Here is a 25,875-nt window from a genome sequence, read left to right on the forward strand (position 1 = left end):
AATCAATCATGGCAAGGATTTTTACCCTGCTTTTAATTTTGACGGTACAGAGTGGATTTGCACAAAATTTCTTGTCTCCAGAAAAAGCATTTCGGGTGGAGGCTACTTGGCTTGAAAATTCGCAGCAAATTGAAGTGAAATTTTTGCCTGCCAAGGGATACTACATTTATCAAGAATCACTCAAATTTCAGGTAAGTCCTAACGCTGCAAAGCAAATAATAATCAAGCCCATATTGCCAGCTGGTATTGAGAAGTTTGATGCAACATTTCAGAAAAAACTACAGGTATACAAGCAGCCATTTATGGTGATGCTTGAAGTAAACCCGGTGATTGGCAAACCTATGCATGTGGAAGTCACTTTGCAAGGATGTGCTGAAGATGGTATTTGTTATCCCCCGATGACATCCAAGTTTTTCCTAGCGGGCCCAGAAGTTAAGGCCGCCCCGATTCCTGAAACATTAGATAGGTTGTCAGAATCGGAAGCAAAAACAAAGACTGCATTTAGTCTTTCTGATTTATGGCGTGAGCGTGATGATGTCAATGCTATCGGCCGTTTTTTAGCAAACACCTCTACAGGTTCTTTATTTTTTGCTTTCTTTATTTTTGGCCTAGCCTTGGCATTTACGCCTTGCGTACTCCCAATGCTTCCTATTCTTTCAAGCATTATTTTTGGCACGCAAGGTGGGAAGGCAATATCTAAGAAGCGCGCCAGCATGTTGGCTCTGGCATACGTGCTAGGTATGGCATTGATATATGCACTGGCAGGGGTGCTGATGGCAGCATTGGGCGGTAGCGTGCAGCGCGCCCTACAGAGCCCTGTTGCGCTGGCCACTTTTGCTTTGTTACTCCTGGTCCTTTCAGGGAGCTTATTTGGTTTGTATGACCTGCGATTGCCGCAATCATGGCATCAGCATGTCGCTAGAATGGCTGGGCGACAAAAGGGGGGCAGTATGTTTGGTGCTTTTGCTTTAGGCGGGATCTCTACCCTAGTGGCTAGTCCATGCATTACAGCTCCGTTAGCAGGTGTACTGGCCTTTATCGCTCAGACAGGCTCTTTGAGGCTGGGTGCTGGGTTATTATTCGTAATGGCCCTGGGAATGGGCCTTCCGCTGCTATTTATCGCTGTTGAGGCCCGAATTTTGATTCCTTCAACAGGTATTTGGATGATTTGGCTGCAACGCACATTAGGCGTCCTCTTGGCGGCTACAGCAGTCTGGATTGCCGCCCCATTACTACAAAAAAATGATGCCGCTGGAATTACTAATTTAGTTAATGGGCAACGCATTCATCAGGTTGGCGACCTTACTTTTGTGGTGCTTCAATCTCCAGCAGACTTGGACGCGCATCTTAATAAAGCGAAAGAAGAAAAGAAATTAGTCCTCTTGGATTTCTATGCGGACTGGTGCATCAGCTGCAAAGAAATGGAAGTAAATACTTTTGCAAATCCAGAGGTAAGTAAAGAGCTCAAGCAGTTTGTTTTATTGCAAGCAGATGTCACCACTAACTCGGCGGATAACCAGGCTTTATTGAAGCAATTTGGTTTATTTGGACCACTAGGCATTTTGATCTTCAATCAAAACTCTGAAGAGCAAAAAGAGCAACGTATCATTGGATATATGCCCCCACAGCGTTTTATGGAGCGCTTACAGCAGGTTGTAAGTGCCCTATAGAAATCGATTGGTATTTTGCTTACTGTGTTTTTTTGAGTAAGCGCGATGCTTCTAGTGCAAAGTAGGTAAGAACACCATCTGCACCAGCACGCTTGAATGCTAGCAAAGACTCCATCATTACTGCATCATGATCTAGCCAACCATTCTGTGCCGCAGCTTTGAGCATGGCGTATTCACCACTGACCTGATAGACATAAGTAGGGTAATCAAACTCCTCACTCACTCGACGAACGATATCTAGATAAGGCATGCCAGGTTTGACCATCACCATATCGGCACCTTCGTTGATGTCCAGAGCCACTTCCCGCAAAGCCTCGTCACCATTGGCGCAATCCATTTGATAGGTTTTTTTATCCGCTTTACCTAGGTTTTTTGCTGAACCTACCGCATCCCTAAAGGGCCCATAAAAAGCAGAAGCGTATTTAGCTGAATAAGCCATGATGCGAGTATGAATTAATTTTTTCTGTTCGAGCGCTTCGCGAATTTTTCCGATTCGACCATCCATCATGTCAGAGGGTCCGACGATATCGACTCCAGCCTCCGCTTGGGTAAGGGCTTGCTCAACTAAAATTGCCGTAGTCTCATCATTAAGAATGAGGCCTTGTTTATCGAGTACACCATCTTGACCGTGGCTAGTGTAGGGATCAAGTGCAACATCAGTCATGATGCCCAAATTAGGAAAGCGATTTTTGAGTTCACGGACTGCTGCTGGAATTAGCCCCTTTGGATTGAAAGCTTCTTTTCCATCCGGTGTTTTTACAGAAGCATGAATCACTGGAAAAAGCGCTAGAACTGAGATTCCTAAATCTACACACTCTTGTGCAACAGGAAATAGGAGATCAAGTGAAACGCGATTGACGCCAGGCATTGATGCGACCGCTTCAGATTTGCCTTGGCCCTCAAGTAAGAAAACGGGGTATATCAAATCACTTGAACTAACGCTAGTTTCTCGCATCAGTCGGCGTGACCAATCGTCGCGACGCATACGACGAGGGCGATGTTCTGGAAAATTAAGCAATGATTTAGTTGGTGTGTTCATCTTCTTTATTCTCCGCTTCAAATGACCATTGAATAACAATATTGCCAGCCTCTTCAAGGCCAATGCGTTTGGTGCTGGAAAATAATTGTGCCGTAAGTCGTTTAGACGCACCATTACCATCAGGCAAGGCTGGGTCATATTGCTGTAATTGCTTGCGAACTGCCTCTAGAGCATGCTTACACTCACTTTTATTTAGTTTGTCGCATTTACTTAGTAAAACGTGAATTGGCTTGTTGGTAGGCACAAACCACTGAATCATTTGTTCATCTAGGTCTGTAATACCCCGCCTAGAGTCTACGATGAGCACCATCCCCACTAACTGCTCCCTTTCCTGCAAATAGTCGCTTAGGAGGGTATTCCAGTGGAATTTGGTCTCATGGTTAACGGCTGCATAGCCATATCCTGGTAAGTCCACTAAATATGCCAATAGATCATCTTTAGCGAAAAGACCAAAATAGTTGATATGTTGGGTGCGACCAGGCGTTTTACTGGCAAAAGCTAGCCTTTTTTGATTACAAAGGACGTTGATAACGCTGGATTTGCCCGCATTTGAGCGGCCCGCAAAGGCCACTTCACGTAAGGGGGTGGCAGGTAGGCAATGGGTGTCAGTGACTGTGGTGGCGAAACGGGCTTGAAAGAGTTTAGACATGTCCAGAAGCTATTGTAAAATCACGCAAATCATGAAATATCTCCTGGTGTTGGGTAAATGTAGGGGAGGGGCCCAAACATTTTTAGGAATTTTTGCTAAGGTAAACATAATGCTTCAAAGCTCTCAAATCTCCAAATTAACTAGCTTACGCGCTCGTTTTGCGGCACTCTCCATTTTCGCTTTGATTGGCATTTTTGGTGCAGTTTTTTCTGCAGATCCAGCCCCAGCAGCAGAAGCTAAGCCTGCTGTGCCTGGCAAACCAAAAGTCGATGTAGCTGCTGGCGAGGCTTTGTACTCAAATGGTGAAGCTAGCCGTGGTGTGACTGCATGCTTAACTTGTCATGGACCTAAAGGTCAAAGCTCTGTTGGGACATGGCCCAAACTTTCTGCTCAGCATGCCGCATATACAGCGAAGCAACTGAAAAACTTTAAAGAAGGTGCTCGTGCCAATCCAGTCATGATGGGCATGTCTGCAACATTGACTGAACAAGAGATGCAAAACATCGCAGTATATTTAGCGAAGCAACCCGTTTCTTTGGGTGTTGCACAAAATAAAGAAACGATCGAATTAGGCCAAAGCATTTATCGTGGCGGCATAGCAGCAAAAGGTGTTCCTGCTTGTGCAGCTTGCCATAGTCCAACTGGAGCTGGTATCCCTTCGCAATATCCGCGTTTGAATGGTCAGTGGGCTGATTATTCATACTCGCAATTAGTAGCATTTAGTAACGGCACGCGTAAGAATGGTCCAATGATGACAACGATTGCTGGCAAGATGTCAGATATAGAAATGAAGGCAGTTTCCGATTATATTGCAGGTTTGCGCTAAATCACTAAGGCACTAAACAAAAACCCCGCTGAGGGGGCGGGGTTTTTGATTCCTCTAAATTTCTAGCGACCTAATTGAAAATGAATTTTCAATTAGGCAAGGTAGCTTCACTTGCAAAGAGGTCGGTAGTTTTTTCACGAGCACGAATGACGTAGGCATTTTTTCCATCAACCATAATCTCTGCAGGTTTTGGGCGCGTGTTATAGTTTGATGCCATGACAAAACCATAGGCTCCAGCAGAAAGAATGGCGAGAAGATCTCCTTCTTCGACTGCTAGATGACGATCTCGTCCAAGCCAATCCCCAGACTCGCAAACAGGGCCAACGATGTCATAAGTGAGTGCGTTTACATTCTTTTTGTGGACTGGCACGATGCCATGATGGGCTTCATATAAGGCTGGACGCATTAGCTCTGTCATTGCTGCATCAACTATACAGAAGTTCTTTTCAGCACCTGGCTTTAAGTACTCAACCGTTGTAAGAAGCACACCAGCATTACCAACTAGAGATCTGCCTGGTTCTAGAAGAACATCTAGATGACCAAAGCCACGTTCAGCGACTCGATTAAGCAAGGTATTTGTGAACTCAGTAATGTCTGGTGGAGTTTCATCGCTATATGAGATGCCAAGACCACCACCGAGATCGAGATGGTGAATTACAATACCTTCATTTTTTAGATGCGCGACTAGATCTAATACTTTGTCGAGCGCATCTAAATAGGGAGAGGTAGTAGTAATCTGCGAGCCTATGTGGCAATCAATTCCAACAACATCAATTTGAGAAAGTAGCGATGTTTCACGATAGGTTTTTAAAACTTCGTGATAGGCGATGCCAAATTTATTACCTTTTAATCCAGTAGAAATATATGGATGGGTTTGTGCATCAACATCTGGATTAACTCGCAAAGAGATTGGTGCTCGGCAGTTAAGCTTGATGGCGACACGATTAATTTGGTGAAGTTCGGCAATCGATTCCACATTGATACATTTCACTCCTGCTTGTAATGCATTTGCGATTTCAGCTGCAGATTTGCCTACGCCTGCAAATACCAAACTTTTTGGATCAGCACCAATAGCTAAGGCCCGAGCCAACTCGCCACCGCTGACTGAGTCAAAGCCTGCTCCTAGCTTTTTAAAGCAATCAATTACCGCTAAATTACTATTTGCTTTCATTGCATAGTGCACGCGTGCACGACGTTTGCCAAGTGAATCTACACATGCTTTGTCGTAAGCCTGATAAGCCTCGGCAAGCGCCTTTTTGCTGTAGACGTACAGTGGCGTACCAAACTCTTTTGCTAGATCAGCCAGTGGAATATCTTCGGCATACCAACTACCATCGCGCTCAGTAAATCCGGATAATTTAGGGATAGGAATTGCTTTGTTAGTCATTACTTAGTCGACAAGGGGTGGCTGGGGCTTATCCGGACTTTGGGGTGGATAGAGTCTGCCCTTGGGTTCTGGCTCTGATGGGGCCGCGGGAGCTGGGGGCGCATTTGGCATATACAGCTGCCCCCTTACCCCACACCCATAAAGGGATATTAGTAGGCTAAGGCAAAGGGCTCTATTAAGAATCGCTATCATGAATGTCTCTAAAACGAATGATTTAATATAGCATGCAGGACTCCAGTATGAATCCAAATAATTCAGGCGTAGAAACCATTGATGACAAGCAGTTTTATCAACTTGGGAGTAATTTATTGCACTCTATAGAACTGGCATTAGAGGCTGCAGATGATCATTTGGATCTTGACCTAGATATTGAGCGCCGGGGTGGCAATGTTATCAATATTCGTTTTAAGGATAAAAGTGTCATTGTCGTAAATACCCAACCACCTCTGCATGAAATTTGGGTCGCGGCAAAATCTGGCGGTTATCACTATCGTTGGGCTGGCACTATGGCCAAACCCCTTTGGCTTGACACAAAAACAGGTAAAGAGCTTTTAAGTGATTTGTCTGAGTTTGCTTCTGCGCAAGCCGGACAAGCAATCAAAGTCAGCTTGATTTAGGCAGCGCCAGTAGCCTTCAAAGTTTCAATTGCTTGCTCATCGGGAACGCTTTTAATCTGGGCTTTTCCGATTTTCTCCAAGACCACATAACGGATTTGTCCACCCTCCGTTTTTTTATCAACTTGCATCAGCTCCATATAACGCTCAGCACCAAATTTAGGGGGCGTGATTGGAAGATTCATGGATTGGATGATGTTAGTGAGGCGCTTGACGTCGGCTTCGCTGATGTAATTGAGACGTTCTGATAAGTCTGCCCCCAATACCATCCCGCAACCTACAGCCTCGCCGTGCAACCATTCTCCGTACCCCATGCCCGCCTCAATAGCATGACCAAATGTATGGCCAAAGTTTAGGGTTGCACGAATACCACCATCTCGCTCATCAGCAGAAACTACAGCAGATTTAATTTCGCAAGAACGCAAAACGGCATGACTCATTGCCTCGGTATCACAAGCTAATAAAGATGTTGCATTAGCTTCAATCCAATCTAAGAATTGCGCATCGGCGATAGCGCCATGTTTCACTATTTCTGCAAGTCCTGCAGAGAGCTCTCTAGGAGGCAAGGTCTTCAAAGTATTGAGGTCAGCAATTACGGCGGCTGGCTGGTGAAAGGCGCCAATCATGTTCTTGCCAAGCGGATGATTGATACCAGTCTTGCCACCAACAGATGAATCGACTTGCGCAAGTAGCGTGGTAGGGACTTGGATAAAGCGAATGCCACGCATAAAGCTTGCTGCAGCAAAACCCGTCATATCTCCAATCACTCCTCCGCCTAAAGCAACCAACATCGTTTGGCGGTCAGCCCCAAACTTTAATAAGTCATCAAAAATTAGCTGGAGATTTTTCCAGTCTTTATACGACTCGCCATCAGGTAGAGCAATCGTTCTCACGGGCTTACCAAAAGTATTGAGGGTTTTAGTTAGGCGCTCTGCATAAAGCGGGGCAACCGTAGTGTTGCTAATAATATAAATGGAAGTTGCTTTCTCGCAAGCACCAAATAAGTTGGTCTGATCAATTAAATCAGTACCAATATACATTGGGTAGCTACGGTTACCAAGATCAACTTCAAGTGTTTTCATCATTGTGCCAATATATTTAAGCTGATAGTTCAAGCTGCATGATTAAAGTATTTACTAATTGATTCACACTGGGTGTGCCAGTTTCAATAACGTGGTCAGCAATTTCGCGATAAAGAGGACTGCGTATAGCATATAAATTTTCTAAGATTTGTTTAGCATCACCATTTCTGAGCAATGGGCGCCCTTCACCACCTTTGGTGCGATGCCAAAGCTCAATAGGGTTGGCATGCAAATAAATAACAGTTCCTCGTTCACTCAATGCTTGACGATTTTCAGGCAACAAAATAGCACCTCCGCCAGTTGCCAAAATAATGTCATTCTCAGAGGTGATTGCACGTATGGCTTGAGCTTCTCTTTTGCGAAAACCCACTTCACCTTCCATCTCGAATATCAGAGGGATTGTTACTCCACAGCGCTCTTCAATGACATGATCAGCATCTAGAAAGCGACGCCCTAATTTTTTGGCCAACACTTTACCGACGGTCGATTTCCCCGCACCCATAAGGCCGATTAGAAAAATATTGTTTGTCGGAGATTTCACCCCCTGATTTTATTAGGGTTTATCGAGAACAGTCGGGGTGAAGAAGACAGGTAACTCAGTTTTGTCTTGTAATTTCGATTGATGGCGAAAAAAATGGCCTATTAGGGGAATATCCCCTAATAGCGGGATTTTGATTTCATCTTTGCGTTCGGTAGTGTAGAAAATGCCACCGATTTGGCTTTTCTAAATTGCCATTTTGATTTGATGTTTGGTACGGAAGTTCAGTGCCTTGTTCTATCGTAGCCTTCACTTGGTCTCCCGTCATGATGCGAGGATTGGAAAGAATTTTTCCTTTACCTTCAGATGCGAGTGCAGAGAGTCCTGCCTGCAGTATTCGACTACCATTTTTTGAGACTAAGGTTGCGGCTACTGCAGCTGGGTTAAATCCACTTAATCCAGCACCGCCTAAATCAATATTTCCTGAGAGTTTTTGGTCGACATTCCCAAAAAGCCCATTTGCCTGATAGCCGAGTTTGACACTGAGCTCCCTAGCAAAACGCTCGTCTGCCTCGACAATTCGTGCCTCCATCAGAATTTGTCTTCGGCTATTGATGTGATCTCCGCCAAAAGGGAGTGCGGCATCCTTACGGCGAAATTTTTGAAAGGCTTGAATTTCTGCATGGGGTCCAATCCAATAAATAGCACTATTACGGACAATGCGTAAGCCGCAACTGGCCAGAATGGAGTGCAGCACTGTTTGTCAAGGAATAGTTGAGGTCTACTGAAATCTTTCCCTGAATAGATTCGCTCAGGAGCAAATTAGTTTTGCCCAACTTTGCTAAGGTTTGTAAAAGTTCGGTGATTTCAATATCAATAAATTGCAGGGTAATGAGTGTTATCGGGCGATTATCTGCATGGCTATTTCCAGCTGCTGAATTGGCTAATAAAACAGGCAATATGACTAGCCACAAGCTGAGAGTCCACAAACGGATTTATTGAATGGGCTGCGCCTTCAATTTGCCTCGCTTTTAAAGGCTTTTAAAATGAGCGAACTGCCTGTGGAATGGGTAAGCGTGGCCATCTCCTTTTCAATGCTGCTAAGACGCCATTCACCCATTACGAGAACGCCTTTTTCAAGCGCAATAATGCCTTTTCCATTATTGAAATAGCTTGATGAGAGGTGCCCATCCGTAACGCCAGCGGCGGAGTTCTGACTCGTAGCTGGCCCCGGGCGCCTTGTTAGAAACTCGCATTTCTGGCTTTCTTTCATTTAACAAGTGAATACTTACTTCTAATTTATCTCTTGCTTGATAAAGATCATCTTGAGCCTGTTTGATTGCATCACGCAAGAGTGCTAGCTCCTTTTGAATTCTGACAATAATTTCTGAGAGTCTTCAAGGGCGGCGTGTGCATTTTTATTAAGAGCAGCGTCATTAGCTATAAAACGCCTACTGTCCATAGGGCGATAATCCCGAGAAGAGGAATGAACACCCCTATTTTCTGAAGTGGGATTTTGCTATGAAGGCTGTTGAGGGCTTGAGCAAAATTGGTGTGGTTGCTTGGATTTTGCGGTTTGGATGGGCCCTTATTTTGTTGCGGAGACTTGCGAATACCATAGGGATCTGGATTTGCTGGATCATCCCCAAGATCGCTCAAAATTTCGTCAAATGAATGGCTAGCAATATGGCGTGCTGGCATCTCCATATTCTTGAGTTTTATGGGGAGAAAATCCATCAGCCTAAGCTGAACCCATTGTCAGAAATTGTGGCATTACTGATTCACGAGCTAGGATCTTGGAGCTTTTAGGGGAATTGCCTAAGCAGCCTATAATTTGATCATATGGCCTTACCTCCAAAAGACAAGCCACCGCTGAATCGGCGTCCTATTCGACCGTCCGATAGACGTCCTCGTGATCCAGGCTTTGAGTCTGGTTTGTCGCGCCAGAATTCGAGTAATCCACTTGTAAAGGCGATGCTGATCATTGGTGTGGTTTTCGCATTAGTGATCACCTTAGTCATGGGCTACGCCTTTTTGATAGCCAAACCTAATCTTCCTAAGATTTCAGCTTTAACAGATTACAACCCTAAGACCCCGCTACGTATATATACGGCGGATAAAGTATTAATTGGAGAGTTTGGTGAAGAGCGCCGCAAGGTGATCCCCTTAAATGAAATACCTCAAAGTATGTGTAATGCTGTATTGGCAATTGAGGATGATCGCTTTTATTCGCATGGCGGTGTTGACTATGTCGGTATATTGCGTGCTGCCCTTACGAATTTGCGCGGAAACCTTTCTCAGGGTGCATCAACTATCACAATGCAGGTTGCGCGTAATTTTTTCCTAACCAATGAGAAAACCTTTACTCGCAAGATGTATGAGGTTCTTTTGGCTTGGGAGATTGAATCCCAATTAACCAAAGATAAGATTCTAGAAATCTATATGAACCAGATTTTCTTGGGTCAAAGGGCTTATGGTTTTTCTAGCGCCGCCCAGATTTATTTTGGCAAAGACTTAAAAGACCTCACAATCGCAGAATCAGCTATGTTGGCTGGTTTACCAAAAGCACCGTCTGCTTATAACCCAGTAAGCAATTTCCGTCGGGCCAAAATTCGCCAAGAATACATTCTGCAACGCATGCGCGACCTAGGTTACATCACGCCTGAGGACTATGAAAAATCGATGATTGAAGACCTACATATTCGTGGCCTTGGAAATGAATTTGCAGTACGTGCAGATTTTCCTGCAGAGATGGTGCGCCAGTTACTTGTTACACAATATGGTGAGGCAATTTATTCCCAGGGAATCGACGTTTACACGACCATCCTGAAGGCAGACCAAGATGCAGCCTATAAGACAGTGCGCCGAGGTATTTTTGAGTATGACTTGCGCCATGCGTACCGTGGCCCAGAAGGCTTTATTGACTTGCCAGAAGACGCTGTCAAACGCCAGCGTGCCATTGATGAGGCATTGCTTGCTTATCCGCAGTTAGACGATTTGCAGTCAGGCATCGTGCTAGATATCAAGCCAAAAGCAATGCAAGTCATGATTGCTACTGGCGATACTATTACTATCAAAGGTGATGGGATGAAGTTAGCAGCAGCCTCAATTACTGATAGTACACAGACCAAGAAGCGTTTACGTCCCGGCGCAATAGTGCGCTTACTGTCTGACGGAGGGGTATGGAAATTAGCTCAATTGCCGCAAGTCGAAGCTGCCTTTATATCAATGAATGCAGAGACAGGCGCAATTCTTTCTCTTGTTGGTGGTTTTGATTTCCGTCGCAATCAATTTAATCATGTGACTCAAGCATTACGTCAACCTGGCTCCTCCTTTAAGCCTTTCATCTATGCAGCAGCAGTAGAAAAAGGGTTTATGCCCAGCACGGTAGTGAATGATGCACCTTTATCTATTGGCAGTATGGAAACAGGCAGTCAAGCATGGGAGCCAAAAAACTACGACGGAAAATATGACGGCATGATGCGTTTGCGCAATGCCCTAGCCAAGTCGAAGAATTTGGTTTCGGTTCGTATTATTCGTGCTATTGGTCCATCTTATGCTCAAGAATATATTCAACGTTTTGGCTTTGAGCCTGAGAAACACCCACCTTATCTAACGATGGCTTTGGGTGCAGGTTCTGTCACGCCCTTGCAAATGGCATCAGCTTATAGTGTGTTTGCCAATGGTGGATATCGTGTCGATCCTTTTTTGATTGATAAGATGGTTGATTCCAAGGGTACGGTGATGTTCGAGGCAAAGCCTACGCGTGCTAGAGAAGATGCAACACGCGTATTGGATGCTCGCACAGCATTTGTCATAGATAGTATGTTGCAGGAAGGTGCCACGACAGGAACAGCCGCATCAGCTCGTGGCAAGTTAGGTCGTAACGATATTGCGGGCAAAACTGGTACAACCAATGATTCGCATGATGCATGGTTTGCGGGCTATAACCCTAAGGTAGTAGCAGTTGCTTGGATTGGTTTTGATAAGCCCGCAAGTTTAGGTGACCGTGAGACTGGCGGCGGACTTGCATTACCAATGTGGATTTCATATATGGGCACAGCTTTAAGAGAGACTCCACAAGAAGCACGTGAAGTTCCGAGTGGAGTCACGCAAGTCGATGGCGACTGGTTTATTCCAGAATTTTCAAATAATGGCGGTGTCCGCGAACTGCCATAGTTCGTTTTCAAAATGGCACGGCAAGTGCACACAGTAATACCTGGTCAAGCTATGCATGTGATGGTGCGCGGCAATAATCGAGAGACACTTTTCTTTTCAGATCAAGATCGTCGTATTTATTTAGACTGGTGCATTTATTGATAACGCCACAAAATGAATTTTCACTTGCGAAAATGATGCAGTCTTTGGGACTGCCGTTATCCTCAATACTTCAATCAACAACAACAACAACAACAACGCTCAGGAACAATTTTGGAGGGAAGGTATCGATCTTCATTAATTGATCCGAAGTATTGTTTACGATGTCAGCGGTATATCGAGCTAAATCCCGTGAGATCTGGATATGAATCTAGCCCGCAAAGTTCCACTTGGACAAGTTTTGCTACTCATATCGGCGGCAAAGCAGAGTCTTGGCTTGTTAATCAGCAGTATTTTTGGAAGTTGGGTAACACACTATTGGAGCGTCAGATGAGTTGGGCCAATTTTGTGAAAGAAGGCGCACCTCACTGGGAGGATCGTCAAATTACAGAATCACTATTGCAATCCAAGCCTTGGATTAGTGACATTTACGCAAAAAAGCTTTTTAAAGATATTCCAGAAATTGCTATAATACGCCAGCGAGGCAGGCCTAGAAAAATAAATCCATTTAATTCAATTACTTAGATATACAAATATTTGTCGAAGTAATTGAAGAAGAGTTGAATCTTGCGACTCTGTCCCCATATGTGTAATTCATATTGGTGCGACACCTAAAAAAACGGGACAGATACATTTTATTTCTATTGCATCAGTATGGGTATTCACCTATATTGGACTTTCCAAAAGTTATCAGGCCTGTGACGCCTCTCGGAAATGCTATGACCACACAATTAAATACCGATCTTCACCCAATCGCTCAAGGTCTATACGATCCAACAAATGAGCACGATGCTTGTGGTGTGGGATTTGTTGCGCACATCAAAGGTAAGAAATCGCATGAGATCGTTTCTCAGGGTTTACAGATTCTGGAGAACTTGGATCATCGGGGGGCGGTTGGTTCAGATCCTTTGATGGGTGATGGTGCCGGCATCTTGATTCAGATTCCAGATGCTTTGTATCGCGAAGACATGGCAAAGCAAGGTGTCACATTGCCACCTTTAGGTGAGTATGGAGTTGGCATGATTTTCTTGCCACAAGAGCATGCATCACGTTTGGCATGCGAACAAGAATTAGAGCGCACTGTTCGCTTAGAGAGTCAGGTTGTCTTGGGTTGGAGAGATGTACCGGTGGATGTGAAATTACCAATGTCTCCAACTGTGCAAATGACTGAGCCATTCATTCGTCAAATTTTTATTGGTCGCGGTCGGGACATTATGATAACCGATGCACTTGAACGTAAGTTGTATGTAATTCGTAAAACAGCAAGTCATGCAATTCAAGATTTGCACCTGAAGCATGGCAAAGAATATTTTGTGGCCTCAATGTCCGCGAGAACCATTGTTTATAAGGGTTTGCTGTTAGCAAACCAAGTAGGTGCATATTACCAAGATTTGCAAGACAAGCGCACTGTATCTGCTCTTGCATTAGTACACCAACGTTTCTCTACCAATACTTTCCCCGCTTGGGGATTGGCTCATCCATATCGCATGATTGCGCACAACGGTGAAATCAACACTGTTAAAGGTAACGTGAACTGGGTCAACGCACGTGAGGGTGCTATGAGCTCACCTGTACTTGGTGATGATCTCAAAAAACTCTGGCCGTTGATTTATCCAGGCCAGTCTGACACCGCATGCTTTGATAACTGTTTAGAGTTGTTAGTAATGTCTGGTTATCCACTGGCTCAGGCAATGATGATGATGATTCCTGAGGCATGGGAGCAGCATACCTTGATGGACGACAATCGTCGCGCTTTCTATGAATACCATGCGGCAATGATGGAGCCTTGGGATGGCCCAGCTGCAATGGCGTTTACAGATGGTCGTCAAATTGGAGCAACTTTGGATCGCAATGGCTTGCGTCCAGCACGTTACTACGTAACAGATGATGATCTTGTCATTATGGGATCTGAGGCTGGAGTGTTGCCGATTCCGGAAAGCAAGATTGTTCAAAAATGGCGTTTACAACCTGGCAAGATGTTCATGATCGACTTGGAACAAGGTCGCATCATTGATGATGTAGAACTGAAGAACGCCGTCTCTAAAGCCAAGCCCTACAAGAGTTGGATTGACGCGGTTCGTGTGAAGTTGGACGAAGTCAATGCCAGCAAAGCGGACTTGATTGATGAAACAACAACCATTCGTCTAGCAGCTAAATTGCTAGATCGCCAACAGGCATTTGGCTACACCCAAGAAGATCTGAAATTCCTGATGGTTCCAATGGCTCAAAATGGTGAAGAGGCGATTGGTTCAATGGGTAACGACAGCCCATTAGCAGTGCTATCCAAGAAGAACAAGCCGCCCTACAACTACTTCAAGCAATTATTTGCGCAAGTGACCAATCCTCCAATCGATCCGATTCGCGAGAATATGGTGATGTCTTTAGTGTCGTTCATTGGGCCTAAGCCAAATTTACTGGACATCAATAACATCAATCCACCCATGCGCTTGGAAGTAAGTCAACCTATTTTGGGTTTTGATGACATTGCCAAGATTCGGCATATTGGCCACTACACCAATGGCAAGTTCCGCTCTTACGAATTGGATATTTGTTATCCAGCCTTATGGGGAAAGGCTGGCATTGAAGCTCGCTTGGCCTCTTTATGTGCTGAAGCGGCTGATGCTGTGCGATCAGGCTACAACATTCTGATTGTGAGTGATCGCCAAGTTGATGAGAAGCATGTAGCCATTCCTGCGCTATTAGCAACTTCTGCGATCCATCAGCATTTGGTGGAAAAAGGCTTGCGCACCAGTGTTGGTTTAGTAGTTGAAACCGGCAGCGCACGCGAGACCCACCATTTTGCGCTATTGGCTGGTTATGGTGCAGAAGCCGTACATCCATACCTGGCAATGGAAACTTTAGCGGAGATGGCTAAAGGACTGTCTGGTGATTTTTCAGCTGAAAAAGCAATTAAGAATTTTGTGAAAGCAGTAGGTAAAGGTTTACAGAAAGTCATGTCTAAGATGGGTATCTCAACTTACATGTCTTACACTGGATCTCAAATCTTTGAGGCGATTGGATTAGATCGCGACATCATTGATCAGTACTTCAAGGGAACCCCATCTAATGTTGGGGGTATTGGCGTGTTTGAAGTGGCCGAAGAAGCATTGCGCATGCATTCCGCAGCCTTTGGAAATGACCCAGTGTTGACCGATATGCTTGATGCTGGTGGCGAGTATGAATTCCGTATTCGTGGCGAGCATCACATGTGGACTCCTGACACCATTGCAAAGCTGCAACATTCAACTCGTATTGGTGCTGAAAAGGGCTATCAGACTTACAAAGAGTATGCCAACATCATTAACGATCAAACAAAGCGCCAAATGACTTTGCGTGGCTTGTTTGAGTTCAAGATTGATCCTGCTAAAGCCATTCCGCTAGATGAAGTGGAGCCAGCAAAAGAAATCGTTAAACGTTTTGCAACGGGCGCGATGTCTTTGGGTTCCATCTCTACAGAGGCCCACGCAACATTGGCAATTGCCATGAACCGAATTGGCGGTAAGTCCAATACTGGTGAAGGCGGTGAAGATCCAAATCGCTATGTAAATGAACTCAAAGGTATCCCAATTAAGAAGGGCGAGAGCTTGGCGAGTATCTTAGGCAACGATGTGGTGGAAGCCAATATTCCATTGCAAGATGGTGATTCATTGCGCTCCAAGATTAAGCAGGTAGCTTCTGGCCGTTTTGGTGTAACTACAGAGTATTTGCGCTCTGCAGATCAGATTCAAATTAAGATGGCGCAAGGAGCTAAGCCTGGTGAGGGTGGTCAGCTGCCAGGTGGAAAAGTTTCTGACTACATCGGTAAGTTGCGCTTCTCTGTTCCAGGTGTTGGTTTGATTTCTCCACCTCCGCACCACGATATTTATTCGATTGAGGATATTGCTCAGCTGATCCATGATTTGAAGAATGTCAATCCAAAGGCAGATGTTTCTGTAAAGCTGGTCTCTGAGGTTGGCGTAGGCACGGTTGCAGCAGGCGTTGCAAAAGCAAAAGCAGATCACGTTGTGATCGCTGGACATGACGGCGGTACTGGCGCATCACCACTGTCATCAATTAAGCATGCTGGTTCAGCTTGGGAGCTTGGATTGGCTGAAACACAGCAAACATTGGTTCTGAATGGTTTGCGTAGTCGTATCCGCGTTCAAGCTGACGGTCAAATGCAAACCGGTCGTGACGTTGTTATTGGCGCCTTATTGGGGGCGGATGAATTTGGTTTTGCGACTGCGCCTTTAGTTGTTGAAGGCTGCATCATGATGCGCAAGTGTCATTTGAATACCTGCCCAGTGGGTGTTGCCACACAAGATCCATGGTTGCGTAAGAAATTCTCGGGCAAGCCTGAGCATGTTGTGAACTTCTTCTTTTTTATTGCCGAAGAAGCTCGCGAGATCATGGCTCAATTGGGCATCCGCAAGTTTGATGACTTAATTGGTTGCGTTGATTTGTTAGATACCCGTAAAGGTATTGAGAACTGGAAAGTACATGGCTTAGATTTCAGTAAGATTTTTGCTGAGCCTCAAGTTGCTCCTGAGGTTCCACGTTATCAAGTTCTGACACAAGACCATGGTTTGACCAGTGCCCTCGATAATGTATTCATTGAAAAGAGTGAGCCAGCATTAGAGCGCGGTGAGAAGGTTTCCTTCATAGCTCCCGTTAAGAATGTGAACCGTACTGTAGGTGCAATGTTATCGGGTGAAGTAGCTCAGCGCTATGGCCATGCAGGCTTGCCAGACGACACCATTCACATTCAATTAAATGGCACAGCCGGTCAGAGTTTTGCAGCTTTCTTGGCGCGAGGTATCACTCTTGATTTGGTGGGTGATGGAAATGACTATGTTGGTAAAGGTTTATCAGGAGGTCGTGTGATCGTTCGTGCACCAAATGAATTCCGTGGCGACACCGCGAAGAATATTATTGTTGGTAATACTGTTCTTTACGGCGCAATAGCTGGTGAAGCATTCTTGAACGGAGTAGCTGGTGAGCGTTTTGCAGTCCGTAATTCTGGTGCCACTACTGTTGTTGAAGGAACCGGTGACCATGGTTGTGAATATATGACTGGTGGAACTGTAGTTGTTTTGGGAGTCACGGGCCGTAACTTTGCCGCAGGCATGAGTGGTGGTATTGCCTATGTCTATGACGAGGACGGCTTATTGGACAAACGCTGTAACACTAGCATGGCAACTTTAGAAAAAGTATTACCTTCTGCCGAACAGATTGCCAAGATGCCGAAGTCTGAGTGGCATGCTCCTGTTGATGTCAAAGATGGGGGCGAGCGCTTGACTGATGAGCAAATTTTGAAAGGCTTAGTTGAGCGTCATTTCCGTCACACTGGCTCTGAGCGTGCTAAAGCCATCTTGGCTGATTGGGACAATGCTCGCGGACGTTTCGTGAAGGTTCTCCCCACTGAATACAAGCATGCTCTCGGTGAGTTGTGGGAAAAAGCACAAAACAAAACAGTTGCAGCTTAACTAATAAGACAGACATCAAGACAAGATACTAAGGATTAGATATGGGTAAGGTCACTGGATTTATGGAGTTTGCGCGCGTTGATGAATCATATGAAGCGCCGGTTAAACGTCTCCATCATTACAAAGAGTTTGTTGCGGCGTTGACTGATGAAGAGGCAAAAGTTCAGGGTGCACGTTGTATGGACTGTGGCATCCCATTTTGTAATAACGGTTGCCCAGTCAACAACATCATTCCTGACTTCAACGACTTGGTTTTTCACAGTGATTGGAAAAATGCATTAGATGTTCTGCAATCAACCAATAACTTCCCTGAATTTACGGGCCGTATTTGTCCTGCACCTTGCGAGGCTGCTTGTACCTTAGGAATTAATAGCACTGCCGTTGGCATTAAATCCATTGAGCACGCTATCATTGACAAGGGTTGGGAAAGTGGCTGGGTTAAACCTCAACCACCCAAGACTAAGACTGGTAAAAAAGTAGCTGTCGTTGGCGGTGGCCCTGCTGGTATGGCTGCTGCTCAGCAATTAGCTCGTGTTGGTCATGATGTCACTGTGTTTGAAAAGAATGACCGTGTTGGTGGACTATTACGCTACGGTATCCCTGATTTCAAAATGGAAAAGTGGTTGATTGACCGTCGTGTTGAACAGATGCAAGCCGAAGGTGTCAAATTTGAAACAGGTGTGTTTGTTGGTAAAGAAGCTATTGGGGCCGAAGTAAAAAATTACTCCAATAAAACAGTTCCACCAGAACAGTTGATGAAAGATTTTGATGCGGTAGTCATCACTGGCGGCGCCGAACAGCCTCGCGATTTACCTGTTCCAGGACGTGAGTTAGTCGGTGTGCATTTTGCTTTGGAATTTTTGATTTCCCAAAATAAAGAAAATGCGGGCGACTTGAAAAACGAAATCCGTGCAACTGATAAGCATGTAGTTGTTATTGGTGGCGGTGATACGGGTTCTGATTGTGTTGGCACTTCAAATCGTCATGGTGCAACCAAAATTACTCAGTTTGAGTTGCTCCCACAGCCCCCGGAAGAAGAAAACAAACCTTTGGTATGGCCTTATTGGCCAACGAAATTACGTACTTCTTCATCTCATGAAGAAGGGTGTGAGCGTGATTGGTCTGTTGGAACTAAGCGTTTTGAAGGTAAAAACGGCAAAGTAGAAAAATTAATTGGTGTGCGTTTGGAGTGGAAAGACGGCAAGATGTCAGAAGTTCCAAACTCTGAATTTGAAATCAAGGCAGATTTAGTGCTTTTGGCTATGGGTTTTGTGTCCCCTGTTCAGCAAGCGCTCAATGCATTTGGTGTCGAGAAGGATGCTCGTGGAAATGCAAAAGCTACTGTAGATGGCCAAAATGCCTATCAAACTAACGTTCCTAAGGTGTTTGCTGCTGGAGATATGCGCCGTGGGCAGTCTTTGGTAGTTTGGACAATTCGTGAAGGTCGTCAATGCGCCCGTTCAGTGGATGAGTATTTAATGGGGTCTTCTATTTTACCTCGATAATATCGGAGATATGAACAGTGGTCAACCAAACTCCTTGGATGTAAGTAAGCAAACTACGGGTGAAGTTGTCGTCTCGATTAAAGACGTCAATTTTTCCTATGCGCCAGGCGAGCGGCAGATTTTGTCTGGACTCAATATGGAGTTTCGACGTGGCCAGGTAGTTGCGGTGATGGGTGGTTCGGGCTGCGGTAAGACCACCATACTCCGGTTAATTGGCGGTCAATTGAATGCCCAATCTGGTCAAGTGTTGTTCGAAGGTCAAGATCTTGGTAAGATGACTAGCTCTGAATTAATGATTGCCCGTCGCAGAATGGGTATGTTGTTTCAGTTTGGCGCCTTATTTACAGACCTCAGTGTTTTTGAAAACGTGGCCTTTCCATTGCGTGAGCATACTGATTTAAGTGAAGAACTATTGCGCTCTTTAGTGTTGATGAAACTCAATGCAGTTGGATTGCGAGGTGCACGTGATTTAATGCCTTCACAAATGTCTGGAGGTATGGCTAGACGAGTTGCTCTGGCAAGAGCGATTGCATTGGATCCTCCACTCATCATGTATGACGAGCCATTTGCTGGTCTAGATCCGATTTCCTTAGGAATTACTGCACGTTTGATCCGAGATCTAAATAATGCATTAGGAGCTACGAGCCTATTGGTTACACATGATGTTGAGGAGACTTTTGCTATTTCGGATTGTGTGTACTTTATTGCCAATGGCCGCATTGGCGCTGAGGGAGCGCCCGAAGAGTTAAGTTGTTCAACCGATCCTTTCGTTAGACAATTTTTGGATGCTGCTCCAGATGGTCCAGTGCCTTTCTACTACCCGGGCATTAGCTTGGAAGAAGATTTTGGGGTGAGTACATCATGACGGCACTCCTCAATTTATTTGGCGATCTTGGATTCTTTATTCGTCGTAATTTAAGTAGCTTAGGTTTGGCCGCTCGCATGTTTATCGCGGTGATTATTCGCTCGGGATTTTTGCTTAAAAGACCGCGTTTAGTGATAGATCAAATTCACTTTGTAGGCAATCACTCTTTTGTCATTATTGCCGTTTCAGGCCTATTTGTTGGATTCGTTCTAGGTTTGCAGGGTTACCACACATTAAATCGTTATGGCTCGGAGCAAGCGTTGGGTTTATTAGTGGCGCTCTCCTTAACTCGAGAGCTGGGTCCAGTGATTACAGCCCTATTGTTTGCTGGAAGGGCGGGTACCTCTCTGACCGCGGAGATAGGCTTAATGAAGGCTGGTGAGCAATTAACAGCCATGGAAATGATGGCGGTTGATCCACTGGGGCGTGTGATAGCACCAAGACTTTGGGCGGGAATAATTTCGATGCCAATCTTGGCAACCATCTTTACTGCGGTGGGTGTACTCGGTGGCTACCTCGTAGGCGTACCACTGATTGGTGTAGATTCAGGCGTTTTTTGGTCTCAAATGCAGGGTGGTGTGGATTTATTCTCCGATATTGGCAACGGCCTCATTAAAAGCATGGTGTTTGGTGTTGCAGTGACATTTATTGCTCTCTACCAAGGTTACGAATCGAAGTCGACGCCCGAGGGCGTCTCGCAAGCCACTACCCGAACGGTGGTGATCTCCTCTTTATCGGCCCTGGCATTGGATTTTTTGCTGACCGCGATGATGTTCTCAAATTAGAAAGAATAAACTGGGGCTCTTATGAGAAAAAGTGCAATTGATGTTTTGGTAGGGATTTTTGTTGCCATTGGTTTATTGGCCGCACTATTTCTTGCGCTCAAAGTTGGCAATATGAACGCAATTTTTTTTGCGCCAACTTATAAGATTTCTGCGCGCTTTGACAATATCGGTGGTTTAAAGCCACGAGCACCAGTTAAGAGTGCCGGTGTTGTAGTGGGAAGAATTGCCAATATCTCTTTCGATGACAAGACCTATCAAGCAACAGTTGATATGACTATTGAAGGTTCTTATAAATTCCCTCAAGATTCATCCGCCAAAATCCTGACTTCTGGTTTATTGGGCGAACAGTACATCGGCCTTGAAGCGGGTGGTTCATATGACATGTTGACGAATGGCGAGAAGATATCTCAAACTCAATCAGCTATTGTTTTAGAAAATTTGATTAGTCAGTTTCTTTACAGCAAAGCGGCGGATAGCGGCCAAGCAAAAGGCGCCGCAAAGTGATTTTATTTGTTTTACGGAACATCAAAGCAATGATTTTGCTTGGTTTGGTTGCAGTCTTATTCGGCTGTGCATCGATTCCGGCTGGCTCCCAACCATCTCCTCAGGATCCATGGGAATCATTTAATCGTTCGGTATTTGAAGTCAACGAAGTTTTGGATGCTTATCTATTGAAGCCGGTTGTTGCAGGCTATCGCTTTGTGTTGCCTGAGTTTGTGCGTGAGGGGATTTATAACTTCTTTAGCAACTATAACGATATCTACACAGCACTCTATAACTTATTGCAAGGTAAGCCAGGCTATGCTTTTGGTGACTTTATGCGAGTTGCTGTCAATACGACAATGGGACTTGGCGGTCTCTTAGATTTGGCTACACCTGGCGGTCTCGAAAAGCATAAAGAAGACTGGGGCCAAACTTTGGGGGTTTGGGGTGTACCTTCAGGCCCATATGTTGTGTTGCCTTTTTTTGGCCCAAGTAATGTGCGCGATACAGTTGGCACGGTAGCAGATCTAGAGTCTGATTACTTATTTAAACTACTTCCTAATGTTGCCTTGCGCAATAGTATTGCTGGTCTTCGCGTAGTTAACGCGCGTCATACTTACTATGAAGCGGGTGATTTATTGGATGGCGCTGCGATTGATAAGTACACTTTTATGCGTGATGCGTATATTCAAAGACGTGAGTATCAAATCAATGAGGGCCGCGATGACGCAGAGCCGGTGATCTATGAGAATCCTTACCAGGAGTAGCAATAGTCAATTGCGGCAGTATAGAGTGGCTAACATGAGCCTCAATTTAGATAAAAATCGTGGGTGTAGATATGAAAAGCTTTAATAGAATTTGTAGTTTCATTTTTGCTGGTTTGATAACTGTATCTAGCGCTGCTTTTTCTCAAACCCCGGATGCATCCACGCCTCCAGACGCTTTAATTAAGATGGTTGTTACTGATGTAATGGCGACGGTGAAGGCTGATCCTGATATTCAAAAGGGCAGCATTCCTAACATTGTTGTGGATTTAGTAGAAAAGAAAATTGTTCCCTATACCGACATGCGTCGAACCACTGAGATGGCAATGGGACCTAATTGGAAAAAAGCTACACCAGAACAGCAGGCGCAACTTTCCATGGAGTTCAAAAATTTATTGATTCGTACTTACTCAGGTGCTTTGAGTCAATTACGGGATCAGACGGTTCAATTTAAGTCCTTACGTGCAGCCCCTGATGACAAAGAGGTAGTGGTTAAAACAGTAGTTTTAGGCCGTGGTGATCCGGTGCCCTTGGACTATCGCCTGGAGAAAACCGCCAATGGTTGGAAGGTCTATGATATGAATATTATGGGCGTTTGGTTGGTTGAGGCATATCGTAGCCAGTTCTCAAATCAGATCAGCCAAAATGGAATAGAGGGCTTGGTGAAGTTCTTACAAGATCGCAATAAGCAACTAGCAACCACTAAGCCTGTGAATTAATTCTTATACAAAGAGATCATGCCCTTTCTTTTGCCAAAAAAAGTTACGCAAGCTAATGCTCTGCAAGTGCAAAAGGAGGGTTTCTTGAATGACTCAAGTTTGAGCCTGATTGACTGCGTAGCATTAAAGGATTTTGATTCCACGGTATTGACCATTTTGCTTTCTTGGCAAAAGAAGCTGAGCTCTGAAGGGCGGACTCTTTCAATAGAGCACGCGCCAGAAAAGTTGAGGGTATTAGCTGGCGTATATGGCGTTGCCGGATTGCTTGGGCTGTAAACGTAATGCATCATCCCGCAATAACGATTCAAAACATCTCTAAACAATACGGAGCATTGCAGGCTTTAGATGATGTTTCATTACATATTGAGCCCGGTGAATTTTTTGGCTTGTTTGGACCGAATGGTGCCGGTAAGACTACTTTAATTTCGATCTTGGCAGGTCTTTTGTCAGGCCCTTTCAGGGTCATGCCGCCATCATGGGCGCAGATGTTCAAAAGGGATTTCGCGAAGCACGTCGTATACTAGGAGTCGTTCCTCAAGAGTTGGAATGCGACCCCTTTTTACTGTTAGAGAAACGCTACGCTTTCAGTCTGGTTACTTTGGAATCCGTAATAACGATTCATGGATTGATGAGATCATGGCAAATCTCGATCTCACGTCCAAAGCCGATAGTAATATGCGCTCTTTATCGGGTGGTTTGAAGCGTCGGGCGCTTGTAGCGCAAGCTTTGGTCCATAGGACACCCGTCATCATGTTGGATGAGCCTACTGCTGGAGTGGATGTCGAATTGCGTCAGTCACTCTGGCAATGCATTAGCCGATTAAATCAAGATGGCCATACGATTGTTGCTGTAGACACCACTGTAAATTTATTAAGTCGCTATGGATCTGTAAAACAAGATGGCGAAGTTAAAACTGATTGAGAAGAGGTATTTGTCAATATTATGACTGGGAGGGAGGCGCTCTATGAAGCACGGACTCAATAGACCTGTATTGCAATATGGAATTGGCTTCTCAACATTATTGCTAAAAGAGGTAAAGCGTTTTTATAAGGTAGCCTTTCAAACAATCGTCGCCCCTGTCCTTACGGCTGTTTTATATCTAATGATTTTCGGTCATGTACTCGAAGGTCGTGAAGTCTATGGTCGTCTTAGTTACACTGCTTTCTTAATTCCAGGTTTGGTGATGATGAGCATTTTGCAAAATGCTTTTGCTAATACTCCCTCCTCTTTAATTCAATCTAAAGAGACTGGTAATCTTGTATTTGTTCTGCTCGCACCCTTAAGTCATTTTGAGTTTTATGCGGCCTATATTCTGGCTGCTGTCTTTCGGGGTATTTGGGCGGATAAATATGATCAGTTGGCCGCTTTTCAGAACTTCATCATCATGCCTGCGACCATGTTGTCTGGGGTTTTACTCCATCCATTCCTTGCCTTCAGTGTGGCAAGTGGTCTCGCATTTCAACCCCTTCTCTTATATGATTGACGGGTTCCGCTATGGTTTTTTTTGGAGTATCTGATAACCCCATGGGGTCGTTTGACGATTGTCTTTTGCTTTTTTATAGTAGTTTCAGCGAGTGCATTACGCTTGCTACAAAAGGGCTATAAGCTCCGCTACTAATGACGCATATCCTCAGTTTTATTTGGAGAAAAAATGTTACCCACCCCTGAACAGATTGAAAGTTATATCAAGCAAGGCATTGAGTGCACTCATATTCACGTAGAGAGTGACGGCCAGCATTTTTTTGCGACTATTGTGAGCCCTGAGTTCGCTGGTAAGCGTTTAGTGCAGCGCCATCAATTGGTTTATGGTGCAATGGGCGATCGTATGAAAACAGAAGTACATGCCTTATCTATCAAGGCGTTTACGCCTGAAGAGTATGCGAAAAATTCAGCTGCATAAAAATAAGCTATTAATGAGAAAGCTTTTACTGGAATTGTTTCATGGATAAATTACAAATGGTTGGCGGAACTTCTCTGCAAGGTGAGGTAGAGATAGCTGGGGCAAAAAATGCCGCATTGCCAATTCTGTGTGCGTGTCTCTTAGCCGATCAGCCAGTTGTATTGCGTAATGTTCCTGATTTACAGGATGTGCGTACGATGCTTAAGCTTTTGCAAGAGATTGGTGTGACGGTTGACTTTCCAAATCCGGGTGATCGTAGTCATTTGGTTTTGAGTGCTGCTGTCATTAAAAGCTCTGAAGCAACTTACGAAATGGTGAAGACCATGCGCGCTTCGATCTTGGTGCTTGGTCCCCTCTTAGCCAGAATGCATAGCGCTAAAGTTTCCTTGCCTGGCGGCTGTGCTATTGGTGCGCGCCCGGTAGATCAGCATATCAAAGGCTTAAAGGCGATGGGTGCCAGTATCAAGATTAAGAGTGGCTATATCCAAGCGGAGACCAAGCCACAATCTGATCGATTGAAGGGCGTGTCAATTCTGACGGACATGATCACTGTCACTGGGACTGAAAATTTATTAATGGCAGCGACTCTGGCATCTGGAATAACGATTTTAGAAAATGCTGCACGTGAACCTGAGGTTGGTGATTTAGCTGAACTGCTTGTGAAAATGGGCGCGAAGATTTCTGGTATCGGTAGTGATCGTCTGGTGATTGAGGGCGTTGAAAAACTGCATGGTGCTGATCATTCGGTGATAGCAGATCGAATTGAAGCGGGTACTTTCTTATGTGCAGTGGCAGCTATTGGCGGCGAGATTACAGTCAAGGATTGTCGTCCGGATACTTTGGATGCGGTGATTGTGAAGTTAAGAGAAGCGGGCTTGAAGATGGAAATTGGTCCTGATTGGATTAAGGCAACCATGCAGGATCGCCCTAAACCAGTTAATTTTCGTACTTCCGAATATCCTGCATTTCCAACTGATATGCAGGCCCAACTAATGACGGTGAATGCGATTGCATCAGGCAATTCGACCATTACAGAAACGATTTTTGAGAATCGCTTTATGCATGTGCAAGAGTTGAATCGCTTGGGGGCAGACATTGCAATCGAGGGTAATACTGCAATTGCTCAGGGGGTAGAAAAGCTTGCTGGCGCAATTGTGATGGCTACAGACTTGCGCGCCTCCGCTAGCCTAGTAATTGCTGGATTAGCGGCTCAAGGTGAAACACAGGTGGATCGGATTTATCATTTAGATCGTGGCTATGACCGAATGGAGCAGAAGTTAACGCTGTTGGGCGCCAATATCAAGCGCGTGAAGTAAGGCTGATGGAT

At 44.9% G+C, this 25,875-nt stretch carries 25 protein-coding genes and 2 pseudogenes; 17 read left to right on the forward strand and 10 right to left on the reverse strand.

Annotated features, from left to right (window positions below; all coding sequences use genetic code 11):
• Positions 1-8: 8 nt before the first annotated feature.
• Positions 9-1,670: a protein-disulfide reductase DsbD gene (gene dsbD, locus DXE31_RS04135; RefSeq protein ID WP_231969348.1), complete on the forward strand. Its 1,662-nt coding sequence runs from the start codon at positions 9-11 to the stop codon at positions 1,668-1,670.
• Positions 1,671-1,689: 19 nt separating this feature from the next.
• Here the strand turns inward: dsbD and hemB are convergent, their stop codons facing one another.
• Both hemB and yihA read right to left on the reverse strand, forming a co-directional pair.
• A complete protein-coding gene (gene hemB, locus DXE31_RS04140; protein WP_114697904.1) occupies positions 1,690-2,709 on the reverse strand; it encodes a porphobilinogen synthase in 1,020 nt (339 codons plus the stop codon).
• Positions 2,693-3,358: a ribosome biogenesis GTP-binding protein YihA/YsxC gene (gene yihA / locus DXE31_RS04145; RefSeq protein WP_114697905.1), complete on the reverse strand. Its 666-nt coding sequence runs from the start codon at positions 3,356-3,358 to the stop codon at positions 2,693-2,695. Before yihA ends, hemB begins: the two co-directional genes overlap by 17 nt.
• A gap of 109 nt (positions 3,359-3,467) precedes the next feature.
• Here yihA and DXE31_RS04150 point away from each other — a divergent pair, with 109 nt between their 5' ends.
• Entirely contained in the window at positions 3,468-4,184 is a 717-nt protein-coding gene (locus DXE31_RS04150) for a c-type cytochrome (protein ID WP_114697906.1), read from the forward strand.
• A gap of 88 nt (positions 4,185-4,272) precedes the next feature.
• Here DXE31_RS04150 and lysA read toward each other — a convergent pair whose 3' ends face one another.
• Complete coding sequence (gene lysA / locus DXE31_RS04155) at positions 4,273-5,571, reverse strand: diaminopimelate decarboxylase (RefSeq protein ID WP_114697907.1); 1,299 nt, start codon at positions 5,569-5,571, stop codon at positions 4,273-4,275.
• 239 nt (positions 5,572-5,810) lie between these two features.
• Between lysA and cyaY the strand changes: the two genes are divergently transcribed.
• Positions 5,811-6,188 (forward strand): iron donor protein CyaY, encoded by a 378-nt coding sequence (cyaY, locus tag DXE31_RS04160; protein WP_114697908.1) that lies wholly within the window; start codon positions 5,811-5,813, stop codon positions 6,186-6,188.
• Here the strand turns inward: cyaY and aroB are convergent.
• From aroB to DXE31_RS04185, 7 genes are all read right to left on the reverse strand, one after another.
• On the reverse strand, positions 6,185-7,267 hold the full coding sequence (gene aroB, locus DXE31_RS04165) for a 3-dehydroquinate synthase (RefSeq protein ID WP_174222268.1): 1,083 nt from the start codon (positions 7,265-7,267) through the stop codon (positions 6,185-6,187). The two genes, cyaY and aroB, sit on opposite strands and share 4 nt — an antisense overlap.
• Before the next feature lie 16 nt (positions 7,268-7,283).
• Positions 7,284-7,808: a shikimate kinase gene (locus tag DXE31_RS04170; RefSeq protein ID WP_162785533.1), complete on the reverse strand. Its 525-nt coding sequence runs from the start codon at positions 7,806-7,808 to the stop codon at positions 7,284-7,286.
• A gap of 12 nt (positions 7,809-7,820) precedes the next feature.
• The gene (locus DXE31_RS12810; RefSeq protein WP_197712242.1) at positions 7,821-7,982 is read right to left on the reverse strand and encodes a hypothetical protein; all 162 of its coding nucleotides are present in this window, start codon (positions 7,980-7,982) and stop codon (positions 7,821-7,823) included.
• Positions 7,945-8,502 carry a hypothetical protein gene (locus tag DXE31_RS10235; RefSeq protein ID WP_197712138.1) on the reverse strand — a complete coding sequence of 186 codons (558 nt, stop codon included), beginning with the start codon at positions 8,500-8,502 and terminating at the stop codon, positions 7,945-7,947. The genes DXE31_RS12810 and DXE31_RS10235 overlap by 38 nt, the downstream gene beginning before the upstream one ends.
• Positions 8,456-8,719, reverse strand: coding sequence for a hypothetical protein (locus tag DXE31_RS10240; RefSeq protein WP_197712139.1), 264 nt, complete (start codon positions 8,717-8,719; stop codon positions 8,456-8,458). The genes DXE31_RS10235 and DXE31_RS10240 overlap by 47 nt, the downstream gene beginning before the upstream one ends.
• Before the next feature lie 186 nt (positions 8,720-8,905).
• Complete coding sequence (locus DXE31_RS04180; protein WP_114697910.1) at positions 8,906-9,097, reverse strand: hypothetical protein; 192 nt, start codon at positions 9,095-9,097, stop codon at positions 8,906-8,908.
• Positions 9,098-9,185: 88 nt separating this feature from the next.
• Positions 9,186-9,482: a hypothetical protein gene (locus DXE31_RS04185; RefSeq protein ID WP_162785534.1), complete on the reverse strand. Its 297-nt coding sequence runs from the start codon at positions 9,480-9,482 to the stop codon at positions 9,186-9,188.
• Between the two features lie 105 nt (positions 9,483-9,587).
• Here DXE31_RS04185 and DXE31_RS04190 point away from each other — a divergent pair, with 105 nt between their 5' ends.
• The 14 genes and pseudogenes from DXE31_RS04190 to murA all read left to right on the forward strand — a co-directional run bounded on the left by DXE31_RS04190 (position 9,588) and on the right by murA (position 25,864).
• Entirely contained in the window at positions 9,588-11,924 is a 2,337-nt protein-coding gene (locus DXE31_RS04190) for a penicillin-binding protein 1A (RefSeq protein ID WP_114697912.1), read from the forward strand.
• A 330-nt stretch (positions 11,925-12,254) separates the two neighbouring features.
• Positions 12,255-12,587: a hypothetical protein gene (locus tag DXE31_RS10245; RefSeq protein WP_197712140.1), complete on the forward strand. Its 333-nt coding sequence runs from the start codon at positions 12,255-12,257 to the stop codon at positions 12,585-12,587.
• A 194-nt stretch (positions 12,588-12,781) separates the two neighbouring features.
• On the forward strand, positions 12,782-17,527 hold the full coding sequence (locus DXE31_RS04200) for a glutamate synthase-related protein (RefSeq protein WP_114697913.1): 4,746 nt from the start codon (positions 12,782-12,784) through the stop codon (positions 17,525-17,527).
• A 41-nt stretch (positions 17,528-17,568) separates the two neighbouring features.
• The gene (locus DXE31_RS04205) at positions 17,569-19,032 is read left to right on the forward strand and encodes a glutamate synthase subunit beta (protein WP_114697914.1); all 1,464 of its coding nucleotides are present in this window, start codon (positions 17,569-17,571) and stop codon (positions 19,030-19,032) included.
• A gap of 10 nt (positions 19,033-19,042) precedes the next feature.
• Positions 19,043-19,897: an ABC transporter ATP-binding protein gene (locus DXE31_RS04210; RefSeq protein WP_114697915.1), complete on the forward strand. Its 855-nt coding sequence runs from the start codon at positions 19,043-19,045 to the stop codon at positions 19,895-19,897.
• A complete protein-coding gene (gene mlaE, locus DXE31_RS04215) occupies positions 19,894-20,682 on the forward strand; it encodes a lipid asymmetry maintenance ABC transporter permease subunit MlaE (protein WP_174222256.1) in 789 nt (262 codons plus the stop codon). The genes DXE31_RS04210 and mlaE overlap by 4 nt, the downstream gene beginning before the upstream one ends.
• A 21-nt stretch (positions 20,683-20,703) precedes the next feature.
• Positions 20,704-21,186: an outer membrane lipid asymmetry maintenance protein MlaD gene (mlaD, locus tag DXE31_RS04220; protein ID WP_114697916.1), complete on the forward strand. Its 483-nt coding sequence runs from the start codon at positions 20,704-20,706 to the stop codon at positions 21,184-21,186.
• The gene (locus DXE31_RS04225) at positions 21,183-21,932 is read left to right on the forward strand and encodes an MlaA family lipoprotein (protein WP_231969350.1); all 750 of its coding nucleotides are present in this window, start codon (positions 21,183-21,185) and stop codon (positions 21,930-21,932) included. The genes mlaD and DXE31_RS04225 overlap by 4 nt, the downstream gene beginning before the upstream one ends.
• A 71-nt stretch (positions 21,933-22,003) precedes the next feature.
• The gene (locus tag DXE31_RS04230) at positions 22,004-22,648 is read left to right on the forward strand and encodes an MlaC/ttg2D family ABC transporter substrate-binding protein (RefSeq protein ID WP_114698651.1); all 645 of its coding nucleotides are present in this window, start codon (positions 22,004-22,006) and stop codon (positions 22,646-22,648) included.
• Positions 22,649-22,666: 18 nt separating this feature from the next.
• Positions 22,667-22,924 carry an STAS domain-containing protein gene (locus tag DXE31_RS04235; protein ID WP_114697918.1) on the forward strand — a complete coding sequence of 86 codons (258 nt, stop codon included), beginning with the start codon at positions 22,667-22,669 and terminating at the stop codon, positions 22,922-22,924.
• Between the two features lie 5 nt (positions 22,925-22,929).
• Positions 22,930-23,494: pseudogene (locus tag DXE31_RS04240) on the forward strand (ABC transporter ATP-binding protein); the annotation flags it as partial.
• A gap of 118 nt (positions 23,495-23,612) precedes the next feature.
• A pseudogene (locus tag DXE31_RS04245) lies at positions 23,613-24,266 on the forward strand (ABC transporter permease).
• Between the two features lie 33 nt (positions 24,267-24,299).
• Positions 24,300-24,548 carry a BolA family protein gene (locus DXE31_RS04250; protein WP_114697919.1) on the forward strand — a complete coding sequence of 83 codons (249 nt, stop codon included), beginning with the start codon at positions 24,300-24,302 and terminating at the stop codon, positions 24,546-24,548.
• 41 nt (positions 24,549-24,589) lie between these two features.
• A complete protein-coding gene (gene murA / locus DXE31_RS04255; protein WP_114697920.1) occupies positions 24,590-25,864 on the forward strand; it encodes a UDP-N-acetylglucosamine 1-carboxyvinyltransferase in 1,275 nt (424 codons plus the stop codon).
• Positions 25,865-25,875: the final 11 nt, after the last annotated feature.

The sequence above is a fragment of the Polynucleobacter necessarius genome (assembly GCF_900095185.1).
GTDB lineage: Bacteria > Pseudomonadota > Gammaproteobacteria > Burkholderiales > Burkholderiaceae > Polynucleobacter.